The 21,995-nt window shown below is 58.5% G+C and carries 26 protein-coding genes; 24 read left to right on the forward strand and 2 right to left on the reverse strand.

Going from position 1 to position 21,995, the window contains the following annotated elements; translation table 11 throughout:
• Positions 1 to 7: 7 nt before the first annotated feature.
• From ACIPIN_RS23280 to queC, 22 genes are all read left to right on the forward strand, one after another.
• Entirely contained in the window at positions 8 to 262 is a 255-nt protein-coding gene (locus ACIPIN_RS23280; protein WP_216742922.1) for an acyl carrier protein, read from the forward strand.
• On the forward strand, positions 259 to 804 hold the full coding sequence (locus tag ACIPIN_RS23285) for a hypothetical protein (RefSeq protein ID WP_401122656.1): 546 nt from the start codon (positions 259 to 261) through the stop codon (positions 802 to 804). Before ACIPIN_RS23280 ends, ACIPIN_RS23285 begins: the two co-directional genes overlap by 4 nt.
• On the forward strand, positions 801 to 2,480 hold the full coding sequence (locus ACIPIN_RS23290) for an AMP-binding protein (protein WP_401122659.1): 1,680 nt from the start codon (positions 801 to 803) through the stop codon (positions 2,478 to 2,480). The genes ACIPIN_RS23285 and ACIPIN_RS23290 overlap by 4 nt, the downstream gene beginning before the upstream one ends.
• Positions 2,473 to 3,207: a glycosyltransferase family 2 protein gene (locus ACIPIN_RS23295; protein ID WP_401122662.1), complete on the forward strand. Its 735-nt coding sequence runs from the start codon at positions 2,473 to 2,475 to the stop codon at positions 3,205 to 3,207. Before ACIPIN_RS23290 ends, ACIPIN_RS23295 begins: the two co-directional genes overlap by 8 nt.
• The gene (locus ACIPIN_RS23300; protein WP_401122665.1) at positions 3,204 to 4,151 is read left to right on the forward strand and encodes a glycosyl transferase; all 948 of its coding nucleotides are present in this window, start codon (positions 3,204 to 3,206) and stop codon (positions 4,149 to 4,151) included. The genes ACIPIN_RS23295 and ACIPIN_RS23300 overlap by 4 nt, the downstream gene beginning before the upstream one ends.
• A complete protein-coding gene (hutH, locus tag ACIPIN_RS23305; protein ID WP_262112615.1) occupies positions 4,132 to 5,676 on the forward strand; it encodes a histidine ammonia-lyase in 1,545 nt (514 codons plus the stop codon). Before ACIPIN_RS23300 ends, hutH begins: the two co-directional genes overlap by 20 nt.
• A complete protein-coding gene (locus ACIPIN_RS23310) occupies positions 5,669 to 6,094 on the forward strand; it encodes an acyl-CoA thioesterase (RefSeq protein ID WP_401122668.1) in 426 nt (141 codons plus the stop codon). Before hutH ends, ACIPIN_RS23310 begins: the two co-directional genes overlap by 8 nt.
• Entirely contained in the window at positions 6,091 to 6,690 is a 600-nt protein-coding gene (locus ACIPIN_RS23315; RefSeq protein ID WP_401122671.1) for an outer membrane lipoprotein carrier protein LolA, read from the forward strand. Before ACIPIN_RS23310 ends, ACIPIN_RS23315 begins: the two co-directional genes overlap by 4 nt.
• On the forward strand, positions 6,674 to 9,013 hold the full coding sequence (locus ACIPIN_RS23320) for an MMPL family transporter (protein WP_401122674.1): 2,340 nt from the start codon (positions 6,674 to 6,676) through the stop codon (positions 9,011 to 9,013). Before ACIPIN_RS23315 ends, ACIPIN_RS23320 begins: the two co-directional genes overlap by 17 nt.
• Complete coding sequence (locus tag ACIPIN_RS23325) at positions 9,010 to 10,170, forward strand: sodium:proton antiporter (protein ID WP_401122677.1); 1,161 nt, start codon at positions 9,010 to 9,012, stop codon at positions 10,168 to 10,170. Before ACIPIN_RS23320 ends, ACIPIN_RS23325 begins: the two co-directional genes overlap by 4 nt.
• A complete protein-coding gene (locus ACIPIN_RS23330; protein WP_401122680.1) occupies positions 10,157 to 11,404 on the forward strand; it encodes an NAD(P)/FAD-dependent oxidoreductase in 1,248 nt (415 codons plus the stop codon). The genes ACIPIN_RS23325 and ACIPIN_RS23330 overlap by 14 nt, the downstream gene beginning before the upstream one ends.
• The gene (locus tag ACIPIN_RS23335; protein WP_401122683.1) at positions 11,401 to 12,141 is read left to right on the forward strand and encodes a class I SAM-dependent methyltransferase; all 741 of its coding nucleotides are present in this window, start codon (positions 11,401 to 11,403) and stop codon (positions 12,139 to 12,141) included. The genes ACIPIN_RS23330 and ACIPIN_RS23335 overlap by 4 nt, the downstream gene beginning before the upstream one ends.
• Positions 12,141 to 12,626, forward strand: coding sequence for a DUF3261 domain-containing protein (locus tag ACIPIN_RS23340; RefSeq protein WP_401122685.1), 486 nt, complete (start codon positions 12,141 to 12,143; stop codon positions 12,624 to 12,626). Before ACIPIN_RS23335 ends, ACIPIN_RS23340 begins: the two co-directional genes overlap by 1 nt.
• On the forward strand, positions 12,623 to 13,819 hold the full coding sequence (locus ACIPIN_RS23345) for a beta-ketoacyl-[acyl-carrier-protein] synthase family protein (RefSeq protein ID WP_401122688.1): 1,197 nt from the start codon (positions 12,623 to 12,625) through the stop codon (positions 13,817 to 13,819). The genes ACIPIN_RS23340 and ACIPIN_RS23345 overlap by 4 nt, the downstream gene beginning before the upstream one ends.
• A complete protein-coding gene (locus ACIPIN_RS23350; protein WP_401122690.1) occupies positions 13,816 to 14,307 on the forward strand; it encodes a hotdog family protein in 492 nt (163 codons plus the stop codon). The genes ACIPIN_RS23345 and ACIPIN_RS23350 overlap by 4 nt, the downstream gene beginning before the upstream one ends.
• Positions 14,304 to 15,032, forward strand: coding sequence for a 3-oxoacyl-ACP reductase FabG (fabG, locus tag ACIPIN_RS23355; protein ID WP_401122693.1), 729 nt, complete (start codon positions 14,304 to 14,306; stop codon positions 15,030 to 15,032). Before ACIPIN_RS23350 ends, fabG begins: the two co-directional genes overlap by 4 nt.
• Positions 15,032 to 16,258, forward strand: coding sequence for a beta-ketoacyl-ACP synthase (locus tag ACIPIN_RS23360; protein ID WP_401122696.1), 1,227 nt, complete (start codon positions 15,032 to 15,034; stop codon positions 16,256 to 16,258). The genes fabG and ACIPIN_RS23360 overlap by 1 nt, the downstream gene beginning before the upstream one ends.
• A 249-nt stretch (positions 16,259 to 16,507) precedes the next feature.
• Positions 16,508 to 16,753 carry a hypothetical protein gene (locus ACIPIN_RS23365; protein ID WP_401122699.1) on the forward strand — a complete coding sequence of 82 codons (246 nt, stop codon included), beginning with the start codon at positions 16,508 to 16,510 and terminating at the stop codon, positions 16,751 to 16,753.
• Complete coding sequence (locus tag ACIPIN_RS23370) at positions 16,725 to 17,834, forward strand: S-type pyocin domain-containing protein (RefSeq protein ID WP_401122702.1); 1,110 nt, start codon at positions 16,725 to 16,727, stop codon at positions 17,832 to 17,834. Before ACIPIN_RS23365 ends, ACIPIN_RS23370 begins: the two co-directional genes overlap by 29 nt.
• A gap of 7 nt (positions 17,835 to 17,841) precedes the next feature.
• Positions 17,842 to 18,117: a bacteriocin immunity protein gene (locus tag ACIPIN_RS23375; protein ID WP_401122705.1), complete on the forward strand. Its 276-nt coding sequence runs from the start codon at positions 17,842 to 17,844 to the stop codon at positions 18,115 to 18,117.
• A complete protein-coding gene (locus tag ACIPIN_RS23380; RefSeq protein ID WP_401122736.1) occupies positions 18,114 to 18,278 on the forward strand; it encodes a hypothetical protein in 165 nt (54 codons plus the stop codon). Before ACIPIN_RS23375 ends, ACIPIN_RS23380 begins: the two co-directional genes overlap by 4 nt.
• A gap of 213 nt (positions 18,279 to 18,491) precedes the next feature.
• Positions 18,492 to 19,220, forward strand: coding sequence for a 7-cyano-7-deazaguanine synthase QueC (queC, locus tag ACIPIN_RS23385; RefSeq protein ID WP_401122707.1), 729 nt, complete (start codon positions 18,492 to 18,494; stop codon positions 19,218 to 19,220).
• Between the two features lie 21 nt (positions 19,221 to 19,241).
• Here the strand turns inward: queC and ACIPIN_RS23390 are convergent, their stop codons facing one another.
• Both ACIPIN_RS23390 and ACIPIN_RS23395 read right to left on the reverse strand, forming a co-directional pair.
• Positions 19,242 to 20,120 carry a queuosine precursor transporter gene (locus tag ACIPIN_RS23390; protein ID WP_401122709.1) on the reverse strand — a complete coding sequence of 293 codons (879 nt, stop codon included), beginning with the start codon at positions 20,118 to 20,120 and terminating at the stop codon, positions 19,242 to 19,244.
• Positions 20,110 to 20,709: a helix-turn-helix domain-containing protein gene (locus ACIPIN_RS23395; RefSeq protein ID WP_401122712.1), complete on the reverse strand. Its 600-nt coding sequence runs from the start codon at positions 20,707 to 20,709 to the stop codon at positions 20,110 to 20,112. The genes ACIPIN_RS23390 and ACIPIN_RS23395 overlap by 11 nt, the downstream gene beginning before the upstream one ends.
• Positions 20,710 to 21,169: 460 nt before the next feature.
• Between ACIPIN_RS23395 and ACIPIN_RS23400 the strand changes: the two genes are divergently transcribed.
• A complete protein-coding gene (locus tag ACIPIN_RS23400; protein ID WP_401122713.1) occupies positions 21,170 to 21,553 on the forward strand; it encodes a DUF6124 family protein in 384 nt (127 codons plus the stop codon).
• 34 nt (positions 21,554 to 21,587) lie between these two features.
• Positions 21,588 to 21,842 carry a hypothetical protein gene (locus ACIPIN_RS23405; protein ID WP_019691391.1) on the forward strand — a complete coding sequence of 85 codons (255 nt, stop codon included), beginning with the start codon at positions 21,588 to 21,590 and terminating at the stop codon, positions 21,840 to 21,842.
• Positions 21,843 to 21,995 lie beyond the last annotated feature (153 nt).

The following is a 21,995-nucleotide window of genomic DNA, read 5'->3' on the forward strand; positions in this document are numbered from 1 at the left end:
CCGGACCATGCAAACTCGTGACGACATTTTCAACACCCTGCGTGATGCCCTGGTCGAACTCTTTGAGCTGGAACCCGAACGCGTGACCCTGGACGCCAATCTGTATCAGGACCTGGAAATCGACAGCATTGATGCAGTCGATCTGATCGATCACATCAAACGCCAGACCGGCAAGAAAATCGCCGCCGAAGAGTTCAAGTCGGTGCGTACCGTCAGCGACGTGGTCGAGGCGGTCTACCGTCTGGTTCAACCGGCCGCATGAGCCGACTGATCGGCCTCGGCCTGCTGCTCGCGGGCCTGCTGTACCCCTTTGCGGTGTATTTCGGCATGGAGCACTTCGCCCCGTGGCAGTTCGGTCTGTTGCTGGGCGGATTGTGGCTGGCTCGCGCACTCCTGGGCGAGCGGCGTCCGGGCAGCGTCTGGATGGCAGTGGTTGCCATTGCTTTTTGCCTGCTGCTGGCGCTGTTCGACAGCCCGTTGTTGCTGCGCTGGTACCCGGTGCTGATGAGCGGTTTCATGCTGGCGCTGTTTGGCCTGAGCCTGAAGTTCGGGCAACCGATGATCGAGCGGCTGGCGCGTTTGCGCGAACCGCATCTACCGGACAAGGCAATTGTTTATACCCGCCAGGTGACGATCGCCTGGAGTGTGTTTTTCCTCTGTAACGGTTTGCTCGCGGCCGCCCTGACCCTCTGGGCGCCGCTGAGTTGGTGGATGTTGTACACCGGCCTGATCTCCTACGGGTTGATGGGTTTGCTGTTTGCCATTGAATGGCTCATACGACAACGGGTACGAGGCCACCCATGAATTGGATAAAGCTTGAGCAGTTGTTGCTCAAGGCAATACCTGCGCGCGCCGTCACAGCCGGTCCGGCGCTCAATCACGCCGACCTGTGTGAACAGGCGCTGCGCCTCGCCGCCGGCCTGCAAGCGCAAGGTGTAACGCGCATCGCCGTGCACCTGGAAGACGCTACTGAACTGGCCATTGCCTTGCTCGGTGCCTGGCGTGCCGGGGTCAGCGTGCTGCTGCCCGCCGACTTGCAACCCCAGACCCGTCTGCGCTGGTCGACGGCAGTCGATCTGTGGCTGACTGATATGGCAGACGACGCACATCTGACTGACTTCCAGCAGACGCCGCTGGCCGCCGCCGAACTGGATCTCGATCACTGCCATCTGAGCCTGTGCACCTCCGGCTCCAGCGGCGAACCCAAGCGCATCGAGAAAACCCTGCGGCAACTGGCCAATGAAGTTCAGGCGCTGGAGCACTTGTGGGGCGCGGACCTGGGCAACGCCTGCATCATCGGCAGCGTCGGCACCCAGCACATCTACGGATTGCTCTTCCGGGTGCTGTGGCCGCTGTGTGCCGGGCGTCCGTTCGTACTCCGGCAACTGGCCTTCCCGGAAGACTTGCAGCGCACCAGCCGCGAACACCCGGCCTTCGCCTGGGTCGCCAGCCCGGCGTTGCTCAAACGCATGGGCGACAACCTCGACTGGCCAGCCTTGAGCGCAGTCCGCCGGGTGTTTTCCTCCGGCGGTGCCTTGCCGGCCGAGGCTGCGCAACGCTTGCACGAGCGCCTGCAACAATGGCCGACAGAAATTCTCGGTAGCTCGGAAACCGGTGGCATTGCCTGGCGTCAGGGTCAGGATCTCTGGCAACCGTTCGCCGATGTCGTGCTGAGCCAGGACAGCGACGGAGCCCTGCTCATCGCCTCGCCGTACTTGCCGGTCGGCCACGTCGAACACACCGCCGATGCCGCACGCATCGCCGCCGACGGCCGTTTCGAGCTGCTGGGACGGCTGGACCGGATCGTCAAACTGGAAGAAAAACGTATCTCGCTGCCCATGCTGGAACAGGCGCTGATGGCCCACGACTGGGTTGCCGAAGCGCGCCTTGGCGTGGTTCAGGAAAACCGTGCGTCGCTGGGCGCCTTGCTGGTGCTGAGCGAACAAGGTCTGCATGCGCTGCGCAATCAGGGGCGGCGTACGCTGACCCAGGAACTGCGCCAGCACTTGAGCCAACATTGCGAAACCCTGGCCCTGCCGCGCCGCTGGCGGTTGCTGCGACAACTGCCGCTGAACGCCCAGGGCAAACTGCCACAAGCCGAGGTTGAAGCCTTGCTGCTGGAGCCCCGCCCAAAGGCGCCGCAGGTGTTGGAACAGGTCGAAGTCGAGGGCGAGTGGAGCCTGCAACTGACGGTGCCGCCGGACCTCGCCTACTTCAGCGGCCACTTCCCACAAACCCCCGTATTACCAGGGGTGGTGCAAGTCGAGTGGGCACTGAATCTGGGCCAGCAGTTGATGGATCTGCCGGCAAAATTCGCCGGTATGGAAGTGCTGAAATTCCAGCAACTGGTGCGCCCCGGCGATGAAGTCCAACTGCACTTGCGCTTCGACCCGCAACGTAGCAAGTTGTATTTCGCCTATCGCAATGAGACGGCCACCTGCTCCAGTGGGCGGATTTTGCTGGAGACTGTGCATGCATAACCCCTGCGCCGTGGTCCCGGTCTACAACCACGAAACCGCCATCACCACCGTGGTCGATGCGCTGCTCGCCAACCACCTGCCGTGCATTTTGGTGGATGACGCCAGCAGCCCGGCCTGTGCGGCGGTGCTTGAGCAATTAGCCCAGCGCGACAAGGTTTTCCTGATCAAGCTCGCCATCAATCAGGGCAAGGGCGGTGCCGTCATGACCGGGTTTCGCGAAGCCTCGCGCCTGGGCTTCAGCCATGCCTTGCAGGTGGACGCCGACGGCCAGCATGACCTGGGCGACGTCGAGGCCTTTGTCGAGCAGTCGCGCAACCATCCCGACGCGCTGATCTGCGGCTACCCGCTCTACGACGCCAGCGTGCCGAAGGGCCGTTTGTACGCCCGCTATCTGACTCACGTCATGGTCTGGATCAACACCCTTTCGTTGCAGATTCGCGACTCCATGTGTGGTTTTCGCCTCTATCCATTGCCGCCGACGCTAGCGCTCATCAACTCGGTGAAGATCGGCAATCGCATGGACTTCGACACCGACATCATTGTGCGCCTGGCCTGGCGCAATCTGCCGATGCGCTGGCTGCACACCAAGGTTCACTACCCTCTGGACGGTGTCTCGCATTTTCGCCTGTTCCGCGACAACGTGCTGATTTCGAGCATGCACACCCGCATGTTCTTCGGCATGCTGCTGCGGGCACCGGTAATCCTCTGGCGACGGTGGCGAGCATGAGCATCAACGCAGACAAAGAGCACTGGGCCGATCACAAGGAGCGCGGCAGTTTCTGGCTGATGAAATTCACCGCATTCTGCGCAAAAGTGCTGGGGCGTCGGCTGTTGAGCCCGCTGCTGTATGGCATTGTCTTGTATTTCTTCCTGTTCGGTCGCAGCGCCCGCCAAAGCGCCTGGCACTATCAGCAACGCCTCGCCGACTGGAGCGGCCGCAACGAATTGCGCCCGACCCATTGGCGAGTGTTTGGCCAGTTCATGGCCTTCGCCGATTCCATGCTCGACAAGCTCGACGTGTGGAACGGCAAGCTGAGCATCGAACAGATCGAAATCATCGACCCGGCGCTGTTGCGCAATCAATTGCGCGGCCAACGCGGGCAGATGCTGGTGGGTGCCCATCTGGGCAACCTCGAAGTCTGCCGAGCCCTCGCCGAACTCGGTGAAAGGGTCACCATGAACGTGCTGGTGCACACCAAGCACGCCGAACGTTTCAATCGACTGCTGGGCGAAGCGGGCGCCACCAATCTGCGGCTGATCCAGGTCAGCGAACTGGACCCGGTGATCATGCTGCAACTGAGCCAGCGCCTGGAGCGTGGCGAGTGGCTGGCGATTGCCGGCGACCGCGTACCGCTGCACGGCGGGCGCAGCGTGACGGTGGACTTCCTCGGTCATCCGGCCGCGTTTCCCCAAGGCCCGTGGCTGCTGGCCGGTCTGTTGAAGTGTCCGGTCAATTTTCTGCTGTGCCTGAAGAAACAAACGGGCGACTATCGACTGATCATCGAGCCCTTTACCGACGCGGTGGTGTGGAAGCGCAGCGACCGTGAGCAAGTGATTCATCAATGGGCCACGCGCTACGCCGAACGCCTCGGCCAGTGCTGCCTCGAAGCGCCCCAACAATGGTTCAATTTTTACCCATTCTGGAAGACCGATGACGACGCATCTGCTTGAGCCGGTAACCTTCGGCGAACTCCCTTTGCGCATCGAAGACGTGCTGGCCCTGGCCAACCGTCAAGCGCCCGTGCAACTGCAAAGCGACAGTGAATACCGTGAGCGTATCGCCAAGGGCGCACGGTTTCTCGATTCGTTGCTGGACAAGGAAGGCGTGATCTACGGCGTGACCACCGGCTACGGCGATTCCTGCGTGGTCGCGGTGCCGTTGCACCACGTCGAAGCGCTGCCGCGTCATCTGTATACCTTCCACGGCTGCGGCTTGGGCAAACTGCTCGACGCTCAGGCCACCCGCGCGGTCCTCGCGGCGCGTTTGCAGTCGCTGTGCCACGGCGTATCCGGGGTTCGTGTGGAGCTGCTGGAACGGCTGCACGCCTTCCTCGAACACGACATTCTGCCGCTGATCCCGGAAGAGGGCTCGGTGGGCGCCAGTGGTGATCTGACGCCGCTGTCTTACGTGGCCGCGACCTTGTCCGGCGAGCGCGAAGTGCTGTTCAAGGGCGAACGCCGACAGGCCGCCGACGTACACCGCGAACTCGGCTGGGAGCCGCTGGTGCTGCGGCCCAAGGAAGCCCTGGCGCTAATGAACGGCACTGCGGTGATGACCGGCCTCGCCTGCCTGGCCTTCGCCCGCGCCGACTACCTGCTGCAACTGGCGACGCGCATTACCGCGCTGAACGTGGTCGCCCTGCAAGGCAACCCGGAGCACTTCGACGAGCGCCTGTTCGCCACCAAGCCGCATCCGGGCCAAATGCAGGTTGCCGCGTGGTTGCGCAAGGATCTGGCGATCGACGCGCCGACCGCACCGCTGCATCGCCTGCAAGACCGCTATTCGCTGCGCTGTGCACCGCATGTGCTCGGCGTGTTGGCCGACAGCCTGAACTGGCTGCGTTCGTTCATCGAGATCGAACTCAACAGCGCCAACGACAACCCGATCATCGACGCCGAAGCCGAGCGTGTGCTGCACGGCGGGCATTTCTATGGCGGGCATATCGCCTTCGCCATGGACAGCCTGAAAAACCTCGTGGCCAACGTCGCCGACCTGCTTGACCGTCAACTCGCGCTGCTGGTGGATGAACGCTACAACCACGGTTTGCCGAGCAACCTGTCGGGCGCCAGCGCCGAGCGAGCGATGCTTAACCACGGCTTTAAAGCGGTGCAGATCGGCACCAGTGCCTGGACCGCCGAAGCGCTGAAGAACACCATGCCGGCCAGCGTGTTCTCGCGTTCCACCGAATGCCACAACCAGGACAAAGTCAGCATGGGCACCATCGCCGCCCGCGATGCGATCCGCGTGCTGGAGCTGACCGAACAAGTCGCCGCCGCGACCCTGCTGGCGGCCAATCAAGGTGTCTGGCTGCGCAGCCAGGCAGAAGACGCCCGGCCGTTGCCGCCAGCGCTGGCGGCGATGCACGAAGAGCTCGCCAAGGACTTCGCGCCGGTCATCGAAGACCGCGCCCTGGAAGGTGAATTACGTCTGTGTCTGCAGCGCATTGCCGAACAACACTGGAGGCTGCATGCGTAGCAAGGGAGTGCTTCACGCCGATACGCAAATCCTCGTGCCGTTCTTTGACGTCGACTCCATGAACGTGGTCTGGCACGGCCATTACGTGAAGTACCTGGAAGTTGCCCGCTGCGCCCTGCTCGACAAGCTCGGCCACAACTACACCGCCATGCTGGAGTCCGGCTACGCATGGCCGGTGATCGACCTGCAACTGCGTTACGTGCGCGGCGCGGTGTTCGGCCAGACGCTCAACGTACGCGCCAGCCTGGTGGAATGGGAGAACCGTCTGAAAATCAGCTACCTGATCAGCGACCTCACCACCGGTGAACGCCTGACTCGCGCAAGCTCGGTGCAGGTCGCCGTGCATGTCACCAACCGCGAGATGCAGCTGGCGTCGCCAAAAGTGTTTGTCGATGCGGTCGAGAGGATGTTGCCATGAGGTTGTTCAAACCTTTCGGCCTGCTGGTGTTGATTGGCTTTTCAACGCTGGCAAACGCCTTCGACCTGCAACAACTGAGCGATCAACTGGCCAAGCCGAGCGTGATCCACGGCAGCTTCATTCAGGAAAAACACCTGCGTGCCCTGCCGCAACCGCTGACCAGCAAAGGCGCTTTCGTGCTGGCCAAGGATCACGGTTTGCTCTGGCTGCTCAAGACTCCGCTGCAACAGGATTACCGCATCAGCACCAAGGGCATCGCGCGGCGTGACGGCAGCGGCTGGCAAATGCTCCCGGGCAAAAGCGCCGGTGCCGAGCAGAACCGCATATTCCTCGCGGTGCTGCAAGGCGACAGCAGCGGGCTGCAACGGGATTTCGAGTTGTCGCTGAGCGGCGAAGCGCAGAGCTGGAAGCTCACGCTGACCCCGCGTTCGATGCTGCTCAAGCAGGTGTTCAATCAGATCAACATCGACGGCGGCGAACTGGTGCAGCGCATCGAGCTGCTCGAAACCCAGGGCGACAGCACCGTTTTGCGCATGCAGGACACCACCAGCGCCAACCCGTTGAGCGATGCGGAGCAACATGACTTTGCCGAGTGAACGGATGCTCCCACGGCTATTTTTGACCCTGCTGGTGGCGGTGTTGGCACTCGCCGGCTGGCAATGGCACGACGGCGCACCGCTGTCGGCCAACCTGATGGACCTGGTACCGGGCACCGCGCCGGATGCGCTGGAGCTCAAGGCCGAACAGCGCATGCAAGAACCGCTGAACCGCGAAATGCTGGTGCTGGTCGGCCACGCCGATCGCCAGCAAGCCATCGCCATGACGCAGAAACTCGGCGAACAGTGGCTGGCCAGCGGCGTATTCGAGAAGGTCCAATGGAACCTGCAAGCCGACCTGCCTGCGCTGCGCACGCAGCTGTTGCAGGGTCGGCTGGCAATGCTCTCGGCGGCGGATCGGCAACAGCTGATCGAGCAGCCGCAAGCTTTCATCCAACAGCGCGTTCAAGCATTGTTCGATCCCTTTACCGGCTTCAGCCTGGTGCCGAGTCAGGATGACTGGCTGGGCCTGACCGGACGCATTCAGAACAGCCAGCCGCAACACGGTTCAGTGCAACTGGACATTGGCAGCGGCGCATTGGTCGCCGACGCCGACGGCAAAAGCTGGGTGTTGCTACGAGCCCGCACCAGCGGCAACGCCTTCGACATGCACCTGCCCGTGAAAGTCGCCGAGCTGCTCAAGCACAGCCGCGAAGAAGCGGCGCAGGCCGATGTGCAATTGCTGGCCGCCAGTGGCCTGCTGTACGCCGCCAACGGCCAACAGCAAGCAACCCGCGAGATTACCTGGGTCGGCGGTGGTGCAACCTTCGGCATCCTGTTGCTGCTGTTGTTGGCGTTCCGCAGGCTTCGGGTGTTGCTGGCCTTCGTTCCCGTTTTGGTCGGCATGCTGTTTGGCTCGGTGGCCTGCGTCGCGCTGTTTGGCCATATGCACGTGATGACCCTGGTGCTGGGGTCGAGCCTGATCGGCGTCGCAGTCGATTACCCGCTGCATTACCTGTCCAAGAGCTGGAGCCTGAAACCCTGGCACAGCTGGCCCGCACTGCGCCTGACCTTGCCGGGATTGACCCTGAGCCTGGCCACCAGTTGCATCGGTTATCTGGCACTGGCCTGGACACCGTTCCCGGCGCTGACCCAGATTGCCGTGTTCTCCGCTGCCGGTTTGCTCGGCGCTTACCTGTCGGCGGTTTGTTTGTTGCCAGCGCTGCTCAAGGGTACGGATCTGCGGCCAGCGCAATGGCCGTTGCGGGTTGCCGAGTTTTTAGTGAGCGTGCGTGAAGCGCTGCTCAAGCGCGTACGCAGTTCGGTCCTGTTGGTGTTGGTCCTGGCCTTTTGTGCCGGCGGCCTGTGGCACCTGACCACGAAAAACGACATCCGTCAGTGGGTCAGTGCGCCGCCGCAGTTGATGAACGAAGCGCAGACCATTGCACGGATCACCGGCTATCAACCTACCAGCCAGTTTTTCCTGGTCCGCGCGGCCAATCAGCAGCAACTGTTCGAACGCCAAAAAGCCCTCAGTGAACGGCTGGATCAGTTGGTCAATCTGGACAAGCTCAAAGGCTATCTGGCGCTGAGTCAGCTGGTCAGTCTGCCTTCCGAGCAGCAACAGATTCGCGACGCCCTGAATAAACTCCCGGCATTCTGGCAACCGCTGCTCGACCTCGGTATCCCGGTCACCGCGCTGCAAGCCGAACTGACGCAGTTGCAGGCATTGCCGGTCGAAGACATCGACGCGGCGCTGGTCGGCCCCTTGGCCGAACCGTGGCGCCCACTATGGCTGGGCGCCTCGGATGACGGTGTGGCGGCGATGGTCAGCCTGCAAGGCTTGAATGATACCGCGTTGCTGCGGGTGCAAGCGCTGGACCTGCCGGGTGTGCAGTTGGTGGACCGCCTGGATGACTTGAACCATGTCTTCGCCGCCACCCAGATCAGCGCTGCTGAACTGAAACTGCTGTCCTGCGTATTGATCGTGTTGCTGCTGATTCTGCCCTTCGGTTTTGGCGGCGCCCTGCGGCTCGTCGCACTGCCGTTACTGGCGGCATTGTGCAGCCTGGCCAGCCTCGGTTGGCTGGGGCAGCCGCTGACGCTGTTCAGCGTGTTCGGGCTGCTGCTGGTGACAGCGATCAGTGTCGATTACGCGATCCTCATGCGCGAGCAGATCGGCGGTGCCGCCGTGAGCCTGCTGGGCACGCTGCTGGCAGCAGCGACTACGTGGCTGTCGTTTGGTCTGCTGGCGATTTCCAGCACGCCAGCGGTGAGCAACTTCGGCCTTGCGGTGAGCCTCGGGCTGGCCTTCAGTTTCATCCTCGCACCGTGGGCCAAACCTCAGGTGCACACAGATCCTGTCACGGAGCCTGCAGCATGATGATCGTGCTGTTCTGGCTTCTGGCCTTGGCGCTGTTCGCCGTGGCGACTCGCGTTGGGCGTCATTTTGGGTTGATCCCGATTGTCAGCCAGTTGCTGCTGGCAACCTTCGGTCTGCCGCTGTTGATGTATTTCTGGATTGAACCGTACTGGCAGTTGAGCGGCACCGAGCTGGTCTCGCCGGGCTGGCTGAAAAACCTCTACAGCCTGGGTTTCGCTCTGTTGCTGGGGCATATCCTCAGTGACGTGATCGACCTGAAACTGGATCGCCAGAGCCTGAAAATCGCCTTTCCGAGCTTCGGCATTCCGTTCGCCTGTGGTCTGGCAACCGCGGTGTGGTTGCTGCCGGATCAGCCATGGTTGAGTTCGCTGGCGGTAGGCCTGTTGTTCGCAATTACGGCGATTCCGGTGTTGTATCTGTATTTGCGGCACATCAACTATCCACCGGCCGCAACCCGCCGACTGGTGCAGACCGCGATTCTCATCGACCTGACCTGCTGGAGCCTGTTCGCCTTCGCCCAGGGCAGTCTGCACCTGAGCAGCCTGTTGCTGCCGCTGGCCGGCGCCTGCCTGCCGTTGCTGCTGCGTGTGCTCGGGTTGCGCCAACCGCTGCTGCACAGCCTGGGCTTCTTCGCGCTGCTGGTGGTGGCGGAACACTACAAGCTCAATGCGCTGATTTTCGGCATCGGTTATCTGTTGTGCATGGCCGCCCTCAAGCTGCCGCTGGTGCTACCGTTACAGGCGGCCTGGATGAGTCGCTTGCAGAACGGCATCGCGATACCGCTGATCCTGACCTTCGGCATTGTGCAGATCAACGTGCACAGCGCCATGGACAGCCTCAGCTGGGCGCAGCTCGGTGCGCTGCTGGTGTTTCCCATCGCCAGCAAACTGCTGGGTAACTGGCTCGGCCTCGGTTGGGCCGGCGCATCGTTTGTCGGCGCCAGCCGCTGGCGCGAAAGCCTGTTGCTGAACATTCGCGGCTTGAGCGAGATTGTCTTTCTCAACCTGCTGCTGCAACAACAGCTGATCAGCCCGGCGCTGTACTTCGCGCTGATGCTGATGGGTTTGATCGCAACACTGCTGCCGGCACTCGCCGGTGTGCACCGAATTTCCTCACAGGTCGCCGTCCCGGCAAGGAGCTCCAGTGCCAACAGTTGATACGGAACGTCGCCAGGTTATCGTTATTGGTGCCGGCCCATCAGGCGCCATCGCCGCCGCATTGCTCAAGCGTAACGGCCATGATGTGCTGATTATCGAGCGCCAGCACTTTCCGCGGTTTTCCATCGGTGAAAGCCTGCTCTCGCACTGCCTGGATTTCGTCGAAGAAGCCGGCATGCTCGAAGCGGTACAAGCCGCCGGTTTTCAGCTGAAAAATGGCGCGGCATTCGCCTGGGGCGAGCACTACAGCACGTTCGATTTCGGCGACACCTTCAGCAATGGCAAGCCGACCACCTTTCAGGTCCAGCGCGCTGATTTCGACAAACTGCTGGCCGATCAGGCAGCTCTGCAAGGGGTGGAAATCCGCTACGGCGAGACGATCACCAGTGCCAACTTCGAGTTGGCGAAACCCCAACTCGGCGCTCGCCGCGAAGACGGCAGCGAATACCGTATCGAAGCCGATTTCGTGCTTGATGCCAGCGGCTACGGCCGTGTGTTACCGCGCCTGCTCGACCTCGAAGCACCGTCGAATTTCCCGCTGCGCCAGGCAGTGTTCACCCACATCGAAGACCACATCGACAACCCGCACTTCGACCGTGAAAAGATCCTCATCACCACCCACCCGACCCACCGCGACATCTGGTTCTGGACCATCCCGTTCAGCAAGGGTCGCTGCTCGGTGGGCGTGGTTGCCGCAGCCGAACACTTTGCAGGCCGCGGCGACGATCTCGACGCGTGCCTGCGCGGCTTCATCGCTGAAACGCCAAGCCTTGCCAAGGTGCTGACAAACGCCAAATGGGACACGCCTGCGCGGACCATCGGCGGCTACTCGGCCAACGTCAAAACCTTGCACGGTCCGGGCTTCGCCTTGCTCGGCAACGCCGCAGAATTCCTTGACCCGGTATTTTCCTCCGGGGTGACCATCGCCATGCGTTCGGCGAGCATGGCCGCCAATGTTCTGCATCGCCAACTGCAAGGCGAAAGCGTGGACTGGCAGCGCGAATTTGCCGAGCCACTGAAGCGTGGTGTCGACACTTTCCGGTGTTACGTCGAAGGCTGGTACGCCGGGACCTTCCAGGATGTGATCTACCACCAGGGTGGCGCACCGGAAATCCGTCGGATGATCAGCGCGATCCTCGCCGGCTACGCCTGGGACGAACGCAACCCGTTCGTCAGCGAGCCCAAGCGCCGGTTGCGCATGCTGTCGGAGATTTGCGCGAGTGATGCAACGTGAGCGGCACCGAACAACAGTACCTCAGTGACAGTTACGTCGAAGAAACCCGCTTCGGTTTCTGGTTCCTGCGCAGTCACACCTGGCAACACCATGTGTTGCGGGTGGCGATTAACGACCTGCGCAGCTTGTTCAGCGAAGCGCTGCCGAGCCATCCGGTGCTGCTGGACGCCGGCTGCGGTCAGGGCAAGTCGTTCCAGTACCTACGCCAGGTGTTTGCCCCGCAGCGCCTGATCGGTCTGGACGCCGACCCGCACAGCCTCACGCTCAGCGGCGAAGAGGCGCAGCGCCAGAGCATCAACGTCGAGCTGATCGGCAGCGACTGCGCGACTCTCGCAGTGCCCGACGCCAGCGTCGACTTGCTGTTCTGCCACCAGACCTTCCACCACCTGGTGGAACAGGAGCAAGCCCTCGCCGAGTTCTATCGGGTGCTCAAGCCGGGCGGCTATTTGATGTTTGCCGAGTCCACTGAAGCCTATATCGATACCTGGGTGATTCGCTGGTTGTTCCGCCACCCGATGCACGTGCAAAAGAGTGCCAACGGTTATTTGCAGATGATTCGTGAGCAGGGTTTTGAATTCGGCCCGCAAAACGTGTCCTACCCTTATCTATGGTGGAGTCGCGCGAAGGATTTCGGTCTGCTCGAACGCCTCGGACTGCGTCGCCCAAAACCGGTTGGCCAACGGGAAGAAACCCTGGTCAACGTGGTTGCCCGTAAACCGCTCGAAGGTAAATGCTGATGATTCGCCTCCTGCTCGTGTGCTGTGCCCTGCTGCTGAGCGCTTGCGCCAGCCAGCCGCCGCTGCCCGAGCGCAACCCGACGCTGGCCTTGCCGCTGCAATTGCATGTCGAGCGGCAACGGGCCGATCAGCGCCAGGACTGGTTACTGGTGATACAGCGCGAAGGTGCCGGCATTCGCTGGTCGCTGATGGATCCATTGGGCATTCCTGTGGCTCGCCAGCGTCTGGTCGACAATCAGTGGCAGGCCGACGGCTTGCTGCCGCCCAACGCAGAAGCACGCCAATTGTTTGCGGCGTTGCTGTTTGCCCTGACACCTGAGGCCGAGTTGCTCAATAATTATCCTGCCGCCCGACGCCACGCCGCTTTACGCTCGCTGACGCCGCATTGGCAGGTGCTGTATCGAACCCCGTCGGACTTCGTACTGACGCTGCCCGAACAGTTGAACTATCACGTCACCCCGCTGACCGCCGAGACTGCGCCATGACGGCCTACCTGAACGCCCTCGGGCTGATCTGCAGCCTGGGCCGCAACAAACACGAAGTCGCCCGCAACCTGTTTGCCGGCGACTGCTCGAGGATTCGTGTCGAAGCCGGCTGGGTGCCTGAGCGTTCCCTGCCGGTCGCGGCGGTACACGGTGAGTTGGCCGCGATCCCGGCTGCACTGAACCAGCACAACACCCGCAACAATCAGTTGCTGCTGGAAGCCGCGCTGCAAATCCGCGAAGACATCGAGCAAGCGATTCAAACCTGTGGCCGTGGACGCATCGGCATTGTCCTGGGCACCAGTACCTCGGGCATCGACGAAGCCAGTCGCGGGATTGCCCAGTACATCCGCGACGGTCAGTTCCCGCCTGGCTACGACTACCAACAACAGGAACTCGGCGCCCCGGCAAACTTCCTCGCAGACTGGCTGCAGCTGAGCGGTCCGGCCTACGTGATTTCCACTGCCTGCACCTCCAGTGCCCGCGCATTGCTGAGTGCTCAGCGATTGCTCGACCTGGGCGTGTGTGATGTCGTGCTGTGCGGCGGCGTCGACAGTTTGTGCAAACTGACCCTCAACGGTTTTTCGGCGCTGGATGCGGTTTCCGAGCAGCGTTGCAATCCGTTTTCGATCAATCGCAACGGAATCAACATAGGCGAAGCGGCGGTACTTTTCTTGATGAGTAAAAACCTCGGCAGCAGCCAGCCGATTGCCCTGCTGGGCGGTGGTGCCAGCTCCGATGCGCACCATATTTCCGCCCCGGAACCCACCGGACGCGGCGCCCTGCAAGCAATGAACAAGGCCCTGCGCAGCGCCGGTGTACCGCCTGAACGGATCAACTACCTGAACCTGCACGGCACCGCCACCCAACACAACGACGCCATGGAAAGCCTGGCGGTCAACACGCTGTTCCCGGAAGGCGTGCCCTGCTCGTCGACCAAACCCATGACCGGCCACACCCTCGGCGCGGCCGGGGCACTGGAAGCGGCGTTCTGCTGGTTGAGCCTGAGCAACGAAAATACCGAACACGCGCTGCCACCCCAAGTCTGGGACGGCCAGCCCGACCCGCAGTTGCCAGCACTGAATTTTGTGACTGCCGCAGATCGCCTGGAACAGAGCGCTACACGTTGCCTGATGAGTAACTCCTTTGCCTTTGGTGGCAACAATGTCAGCCTGATTATCGGAGACGCCCAATGATTGATTGGCCTCTCGCCGAACTGCTGCCCCACGCGGGTGACATGATCCTTATCGATCAAGTGCTGTCGTTCGACGAAGAACAGATTCACACCCGCCTCACCGTCAAGCCCGGCGGCCTGTTCAACCAGCCCGATGGCAGTTTACCGGCCTGGGTCGGCATCGAGCTGATGGCACAAAGCGTGGCCGCGTATGCCGGCTGTCGCGCACGCGAGCAAGGCAATGCGGTCGAGCTTGGATTCCTGCTCGGTACGCGCAAATTTGAATGTAATGTGGAACACTTCCCGGTCGGCAGCGAACTGACGATTCACGCCCTGCGTTCGCTCGAAGACGACAACGGCATGGGCGTCTTCGAGTGCCACCTGACAGCCCCCGGCATTCATGCCATGGCCCGGTTGAATGTGTTCTGCCCGCCTCAGGCGGCTCACTATCTTCACGAACCCCAATCATCAAGCACTCAATTTTCAAAAGCCTCTGGAGCCCAGTCATGACTGAATCCGTACTGGTCACCGGTTCCAGCCGTGGTATCGGCCGCGCCATCGCACTGCGTCTGGCCCAGGCCGGCTTTGATCTGGTGCTGCATTGCCGCAGTGGCCGTAGCGACGCCGAAGCGGTGCAGGCCGAAATCGAAGCCTTGGGGCGGCGTGCACGCATCCTGCAATTCGACGTGTCTGATCGCGCGACATGCAAAGCGATTCTCGAGGATGACGTGGAGACCCACGGCGCCTATTACGGCGTGGTACTCAACGCCGGTCTGACGCGCGACGGCGCCTTCCCGGCCCTGAGCGAGGACGATTGGGATGTGGTGATGCGCACCAACCTCGACGGTTTTTATAACGTGTTGCACCCGGTCATGATGCCGATGATTCGTCGGCGCGCCGCCGGGCGGATCGTTTGCATCACCTCGGTTTCCGGGCTGATCGGCAACCGTGGGCAGGTCAACTATAGCGCGTCCAAAGCCGGGTTGATTGGTGCCGCCAAGGCCCTGGCCATCGAACTGGGCAAACGCAAAATCACCGTCAACTGCGTCGCTCCGGGTCTGATCGACACCGCGATGCTTGACGAAAACGTACCCGTGGAAGAACTGCTGAAAATGATCCCCGCTCAACGCATGGGCACCCCTGAAGAGGTGGCCAGCGCCGTGAATTTCCTGATGTCCTTCGAGGCGGGCTATATCACCCGGCAGGTTCTGGCCGTCAATGGAGGCCTGTGTTGATGAAGCGCGTCGTCGTCACCGGCATGGCCGGCATCACCTCGTTAGGCAGCGACTGGGAGACCATCTGCGCTAACTTCAAGGCCAATCGCAGTGGCATCCGACGCATGGATGAGTGGGATCGCTTCACTGAGCTGAACACACGTCTGGCAGGTCCCATCGATGACTTCACGGTTCCGAGCCACTGGACCCGCAAGCAGTTGCGTAGCATGGGCCGGGTTTCACGGCTGGCGGTCGGCGCGGCAGAACAGGCGCTGGCCGATGCCGGCCTGCTCGGTGACGAGTCGGTCAAGGACGGGCGCATGGGCGTATCCTGCGGCTCATCCACCGGCAGCACCGACGAAATCAAAGCCTTTGGCAAGATGCTGCTCAATTCGGTGGCTGAAGGGCTGAACGCCAACTCCTACGTGCGAATGATGCCGCACACCACGGCGGCCAACATCAGCATTTTCTTTGGCCTCACCGGGCGCCTGATCCCGACCTCCAGTGCCTGCACCAGTGGCAGTCAGGGCATCGGTTATGCCTACGAGGCGATCAAGTTCGGCCGCCTACCGCTGATGCTCGCCGGCGGCGCCGAAGAGCTGTGCCCGACCGAAGCCATGGTGTTCGACGCGCTCTACGCGACCAGCCTGCAAAACGATGCACCGCACACCAGCCCACGGCCTTACGACAGTGCTCGCGACGGCTTGGTGATCGGTGAAGGCGGCGGCATGCTGGTGCTTGAAGAACTCGAACACGCGCTGGCTCGTGGTGCGCGCATTCACGCTGAAATCGTTGGTTTTGGCAGTAACGCCGACGGCCAGCACGCCACCCGCCCTGAGCACACCACCATGCGTCGGGCCATGGAGCTGGCGCTGGAAGACGCCGGCCTTGAGCCTTCGGCCATCGGCTACGTGAACGGTCACGGTACCGCCACCGAGCAGGGCGACATTGCGGAAACCCTGGCCACCAACAGCCTGTTCGGCAGCCACATGCCGATCAGCTCGCAGAAGAGCTTTCTCGGTCACACCCTGGGTGCCTGCGGAGCACTGGAATCCTGGTTCAGCATCGAAATGATGAACAGCGACCAGTACGCGCACACCTTGAACCTCGACAACATCGACCCACACTGCGGCGAACTGGATTACCTGCGCGGCGAGTTCCGCCAGATGAGCTGCCAGTACGTGATGAATAACAACTTCGCTTTTGGTGGGGTTAATACTTCGCTCATCTTCCGCCGCTGGTCGTAAGAGCCACATCAAGATCAAAAGATCGCAGCCTGCGGCAGCTCCTACATGGGTCGTGTGTACGATGCCAACCCTGTAGGAGCTGCCGCAGGCTGCGATCTTTTCATGCCCCCCCAGCAAAGAAATGACACAAACGGAAAACGGAGCACGGCATTTCGGAAACGTCCCACAGCCACAGCTTGAGCTTCTCGGTAGGGTCAATGCTGCCCCAGCCTAAGGCCGGGATTGCCCAAGGACGAACAAGAAGCGCTAATGAAAAAACTCGGTTTCCCGGAAACCCCGGACTTTCTGCCCGCCACAAGGCGACTCCCCACCCAGGAAGAGACCCAGGCCTTCCAGGAGGCCGGTGCAGCGGCATTCGCCAAAAACGAAAAAAACGAGCTGGACGCCAACACCCGCTGGGAGGCGCATCAAAAAAAAACAGCAGGATGCGCCCGAAACAAGGCCCGATTCACAACTCAAGGGCTGCGTGTTCGCCAAGAGCTGCAACCTCCCTGACGGCGTCATCAATCACAACAACCCCTCCGGGTTTGTCCCCCTTGAGAAACTGGCTAGCTACGGCTTGTGGGCGGTGCTTGGCACCGGGACAGCCATCACCGCCGAAGGGATCCCCCTGAAACTGATCGGTGGTTCGGCAACGAGCAGCGCCATTGCCCAACGTCTCGGCGGCTCTCTCGCACTCGCTCTACTGACAGACTCAGCAGTTGTTGCGACGGGCGCAGCAGTTGGCACCGTTGCGCTACTGATGCCGAACACCAGCCTTTCGCCCGACAGTGCCTTCTACAAAAACGAACAGTACGCAGTGCTGGATACGGGCCGAACCCGTGTTCGCATCAACGTGAAGACATTGCCGGACGGTTCCGTCAGCGCTTACGGCTTCTACACGGGCGGAAAGAAAGACTGGGAATTTGTCCCGATCATCAAGGCCAACCAGGAAGGCGAGAAGTTTGTTGCCGACATCGGCAACGGGATTGGCCTTACCTGGACCTCAGCGACGAATCCCGACGACGTACTCGGCATTCCCGCACTGGAAGGTGCCCCGCAATTGCCGACTGTGTGGGTGTATCCGCCCACTGAGCAGGCCAACAAAGTGTTGGTGAACCCGCAGCATCCGCCTGAGTATCAAGATGCGATTATCTGGTTTCCTGCGGACGCTGGGCTTGCGCCGATTTACATCGTGCTTAGCACCCGGTATGAGCCGGGTGGCGTTACGGGGGTGGGTGAGGATGTGTCGGGGGTTTGGCTCATTGGTGCGAGGTCGGGAGTGGGCGCTCCCATCCCTACAGAAGTGGCTGATGCACTGAGAGGACGTATTTTCAAAAGTTTCGATAAATTCAGGTCAGCACTTTGGGAAGCGGTCTCAAAATCGGCGGTTGCTGATCAGTTCATCGAGCAGAATGTAAGCCGGATGCGCACGGGCAGGGCTCCACGGGTAAGAAAAGCCGACAGGGTTGGGGGTAGGCTGTCCTATGAACTGCACCACCTCGACAAAGTGTCGGAGGGTGGTGACGTGTATGACGTTGATAACCTGCGAGTAAACACCCCAAGAAACCACATTGACCTTCACCGGAACGAATAGATCAGCCATGACAGACACACTCCTGAAAAAAAGCTTTTCTGAGTACACCGAGGCCGAGTTTATCGAGTTGCTAGAAGAACTCGCCAAGGAAGATCAAGAGGCAGAATCGGATGATCGTGCCGACTTGCTTCTGTTGCACTTCGAGAAAATCAGCCAGCATCCAGCGGGGTCAGACTTGATCTACTACCCGGAAGACGGTGTAGATAACTCCCCCGAGGGCGTTACACAGACAGTGAAGAAATGGCGTGCTGCTCAGGGCTTGCCGGGATTCAAAGACGAGTGATCCCAAGAGCTGCAACCTCCCTGACGGCGCAATCAATCACGACAACCCGCCAGATTTATCTGCGCGGCGAGTTCCGCCAGATGAGCTGCCAGTACGTGATGAACAGCAACTACGCTTTCGGTGGCGTCAACACGTCGCTGATCTTTCGGCGCTGGTCGTAAGCGCCACATCAAAATCAAAAGATCGTGTGTACGACGCGAACCCTGTAGGAGCTGCCGCAGGCTGCGATCTTTTCATGTACCCCCAGCAAAGAAATGACACAAACGGAAAACGGAGCACGTCATTTCGGAATCGTCCCACAGCCAGAATTTTAGCTTCCCGGTAGGGTCAATGCCCCGCAGCTAAATGCCGGCATACCCCAAGGATGAAAAAACATGAACAACAAGGCAGTCGTCGTTTTTAGTGGTGGACAAGACTCCACAACCTGCTTGATCCATGCGTTGCCGCTTTACGATGAAATCCACTGTATTACGTTTGACTATGGTCAGCGCCATCGTGCGGAAATTGAAGTGGCGCAACACCTCTCGAAAAAGCTTGGCGTGACGGTACATAAAGTACTGGATGCTTCGTTATTGAATGAGCTGGCCATCAGCAGTTTGACCCGCGACAACATTCCAGTCCCAAGTACAAATAGTTCCGGGGAAGGTGTGCCAAACACTTTCGTCCCTGGCAGGAATGTTCTGTTTTTAACCCTGGCCTCTATTTACGCCTATCAAGTGGGCGCTGAAACTGTAATCACAGGTATTTGTGAAACAGAGAGCTCCGGCTACCCTGATTGTGGCGATGAATTTGCTAAAGTCTTGAATTACGCCATCGAATTGGGTATGGACTATAAGTTGCGCATTGAAACTCCGCTTATGTGGTTGAGTAAGGCAGAGATCTGGGCTTTGGCCGATTACCACAACAAGCTGGATTTTATTCGTCACCACACACTGTCCTGCTACAACGGACTACAGGGAAGTGGGTGCGCCGACTGTGACGCCTGTAATCTTCGCTCAAAAGGGTTGAATGAGTTTCTGAAGAACAAAATAGAGATCATGAACAGCCTAAAAAACAAGCTAAAATTGAAACAGCCAACCTATTGCATGAAAATGAAATGTTAACAGCCAATCTATTCCACTTTTTTATGCAGCTTGGGCTCCAGATATATACCTTTTAAATAATAACCTCGCTCCGTAGGCAGGAAAAACGTTAAAAACAGCGAAACACATTTTTATAGCTATCTGGAGATAAACCATATTAAGTATATCGCTACTTTGCATAGCACCATAAAACGCAATATAGCAAAAAATAAAGCTATCTATTACCACCGCAAAACAAGTACTAAAAAATATTCGCAGAAATAAAAACCTGGAGCTTGTGAGCTCTTTTATTTTACACAGCAGATACGAATTGATATATTCAGAAAAAAGAAACGAAACAGAAGATGCTACTAATACAGACGAGACATGATTAATAACCTCGCCATAGGGCACATCAAGTTTCCAGCCAGGCAATCCTGGAAGATAGGTCGAACTACCAAGCAAAACAACAATAAGTGCACTACTTGAAAAAACAAATAATATGGCTCTCTTTGCAAGTCTAAGACCATAAAATTCGTTCAACAAATCAACTATCAAAAAAGTTAACGGATAAAGGAAGACACCTAAAGTAACAACAACATCAAACTGACTTAAATAAATAGGCTTTGCCGCAGCAACATTTGTAAAGATATACAATGCAAACAACAGCAGATTTAGCACAACATAAATCATCCACGACCGTTCATGACGATCATTTACTTCATATGCCGTCACCGCAGCCCCACGAGAATAAAACTTCCTATACACATCCTTTATTTCCGCCTTATTTAAATTATCCAGTATTTCACTTCTCAACAATTCACTTAGCTTTACTTTAACAATCCTCCCTGTAGAGATAACCATAATTACAGCAAGGCCTTTACTATTTTCAAACCCTAACAACCTGTATTTGCTATTTTCAGCCTCACTACTACCGACCATTAAATCGCTCCTCCACTATTTCCCCCACAACAAAAACAACATCAGAATCAAAAACAGACTTATTGGTTATAAATAGTTTTTTTGTTATCTTGTCGTACGCCAGCTTTTCTTTATCACTAGACGATAATCCCTTTTTTACTATCAATAAGTCTCCCGGCTCATTCACTTCGCCAATTTCATTTTCTAGAAGCACACCGATTAAATTACAGGCTGCACCAAAATAATATGTCAGGGGGTGAGTTGTGGCTAACTCACCGATTCTTTTATCCAGGCTCTGAATCAACAACCTTTCTTTAATTACAGGAACCGCCGCTGGATTCATATTTCCTTGCGGGGAAACACTACTCTCTATTATTTCTTTTTCTTCAAAATCAACAGTCTCTATTTCCTTATAAGACACACCAAAAAAATCAGATATTTTACGAATTGTAGACTGCTGTACGTTTACTACCTTGCCTTCTAAAATGTTATATATCGTAGTCCTGATCAAACCAATGGAGCTGCACAAAGAAAGCTGCGTTTCCCCGCGACTCCTTATCAAATACTTAATATTGTTTTTCAAATTCTCTGTTTTTTCTTTCTTGTACATTGCATATTTACCATTTGCCTGCCATTACAAGAAACTGCATGCCCGAGCTGAGCACTCTGGCGGCGCTTTTTTGTGTTACCAGCATCCTACATGTATAGATCACGTACAAAAAATAATATCAAAAACACACCGAATAACCGTTAGATAATGTTTCACAACCCGGAATACCTCCGGACCAGAGAAATTTCTTACAGAAACAAGGAAGCACACATGAGTTCATGGACACCACAGTCTCGGTAGCTAACATAGCCTGTTTATTGTAGGTGGCGTATTGCGCGAAAAAACCTAACGGCCAGTTACGTATTAATCATTTAATTACTCAAATGTTCACTTATTTGATTAACCTTATTATTTTTCTACAAATAACTTTACCGCTTCCCCAACCCGCGTACAGTGGTCAACCAAGTTCCGGCTGACCACCTGAAACTTACACTTCTTAAAACTTGCAAGGAGCTCCGTCATGAAAAAGACCACATCCAACTCCCCGCAATCGCCAGACCTTTCACCCGCAGACACCGCCGATTTATCCAAACTCACCGAAGTCGCCGAACGCAGCGTCAGCGCCCGCCTTCGCAACCCAGGCCGTCCCGACCCGGTCAGCCACGTTTTCACGATCATCCCGAATGTCGACACCGAATCCCTGCTCTGTCACGCCTGTGAAACCCTGGCCTCGCTCAACGTCATGACCACCGACTTCGCCTCCGAACTTGAAGGCTCGCGTCGCAATATGGCGTTGGCGATTCAACAGTTGGCCTTGCTGGGCGAGTTGTTGGTAAACCGGGCGCTGGACAACCTGGACCCGCCCGAGGGGTTATCTGAAGTTCCGTCCAACAGCGCCCACTGAGTGGTCGCGCTCTTTTACCGAGTGGAGGTTTGTCATGGATCGATATATGCCTATCACCGGCATCGACTGCACCATCCCATCATTGCTGATCGACACCGAAGCACCGCTGGACGTGTTGCACGACACCGCGGCCTACCGCATCCGCACCGCGACCCAACTGCTGGAGTGTTTCGCGTTCAGCGAGGGCATTCATAGTGAGCTGGCGCGGGTGCTGGTGACTTCATTGCGCGATGGATGCGATTTGTTGGATGTCGTCGGGCGACGATTACAGGCACAGATTTCGGCCTAAAAAAAACAGGCGATCCCGGTGGGATCGCCTGTTTTTTATACGACAAAGGGCGCCTTACGGCGCCCTTTCACAAACAGGTCGGCTTGTCATCGCCCTGTACCTGCCTGGCTCTGCGATGGCTGGTTGCCCAGGATCCTCAGAGTCTCACAAGCC

The sequence above is a fragment of the Pseudomonas sp. NPDC087697 genome (assembly GCF_044743155.1).
GTDB lineage: Bacteria > Pseudomonadota > Gammaproteobacteria > Pseudomonadales > Pseudomonadaceae > Aquipseudomonas.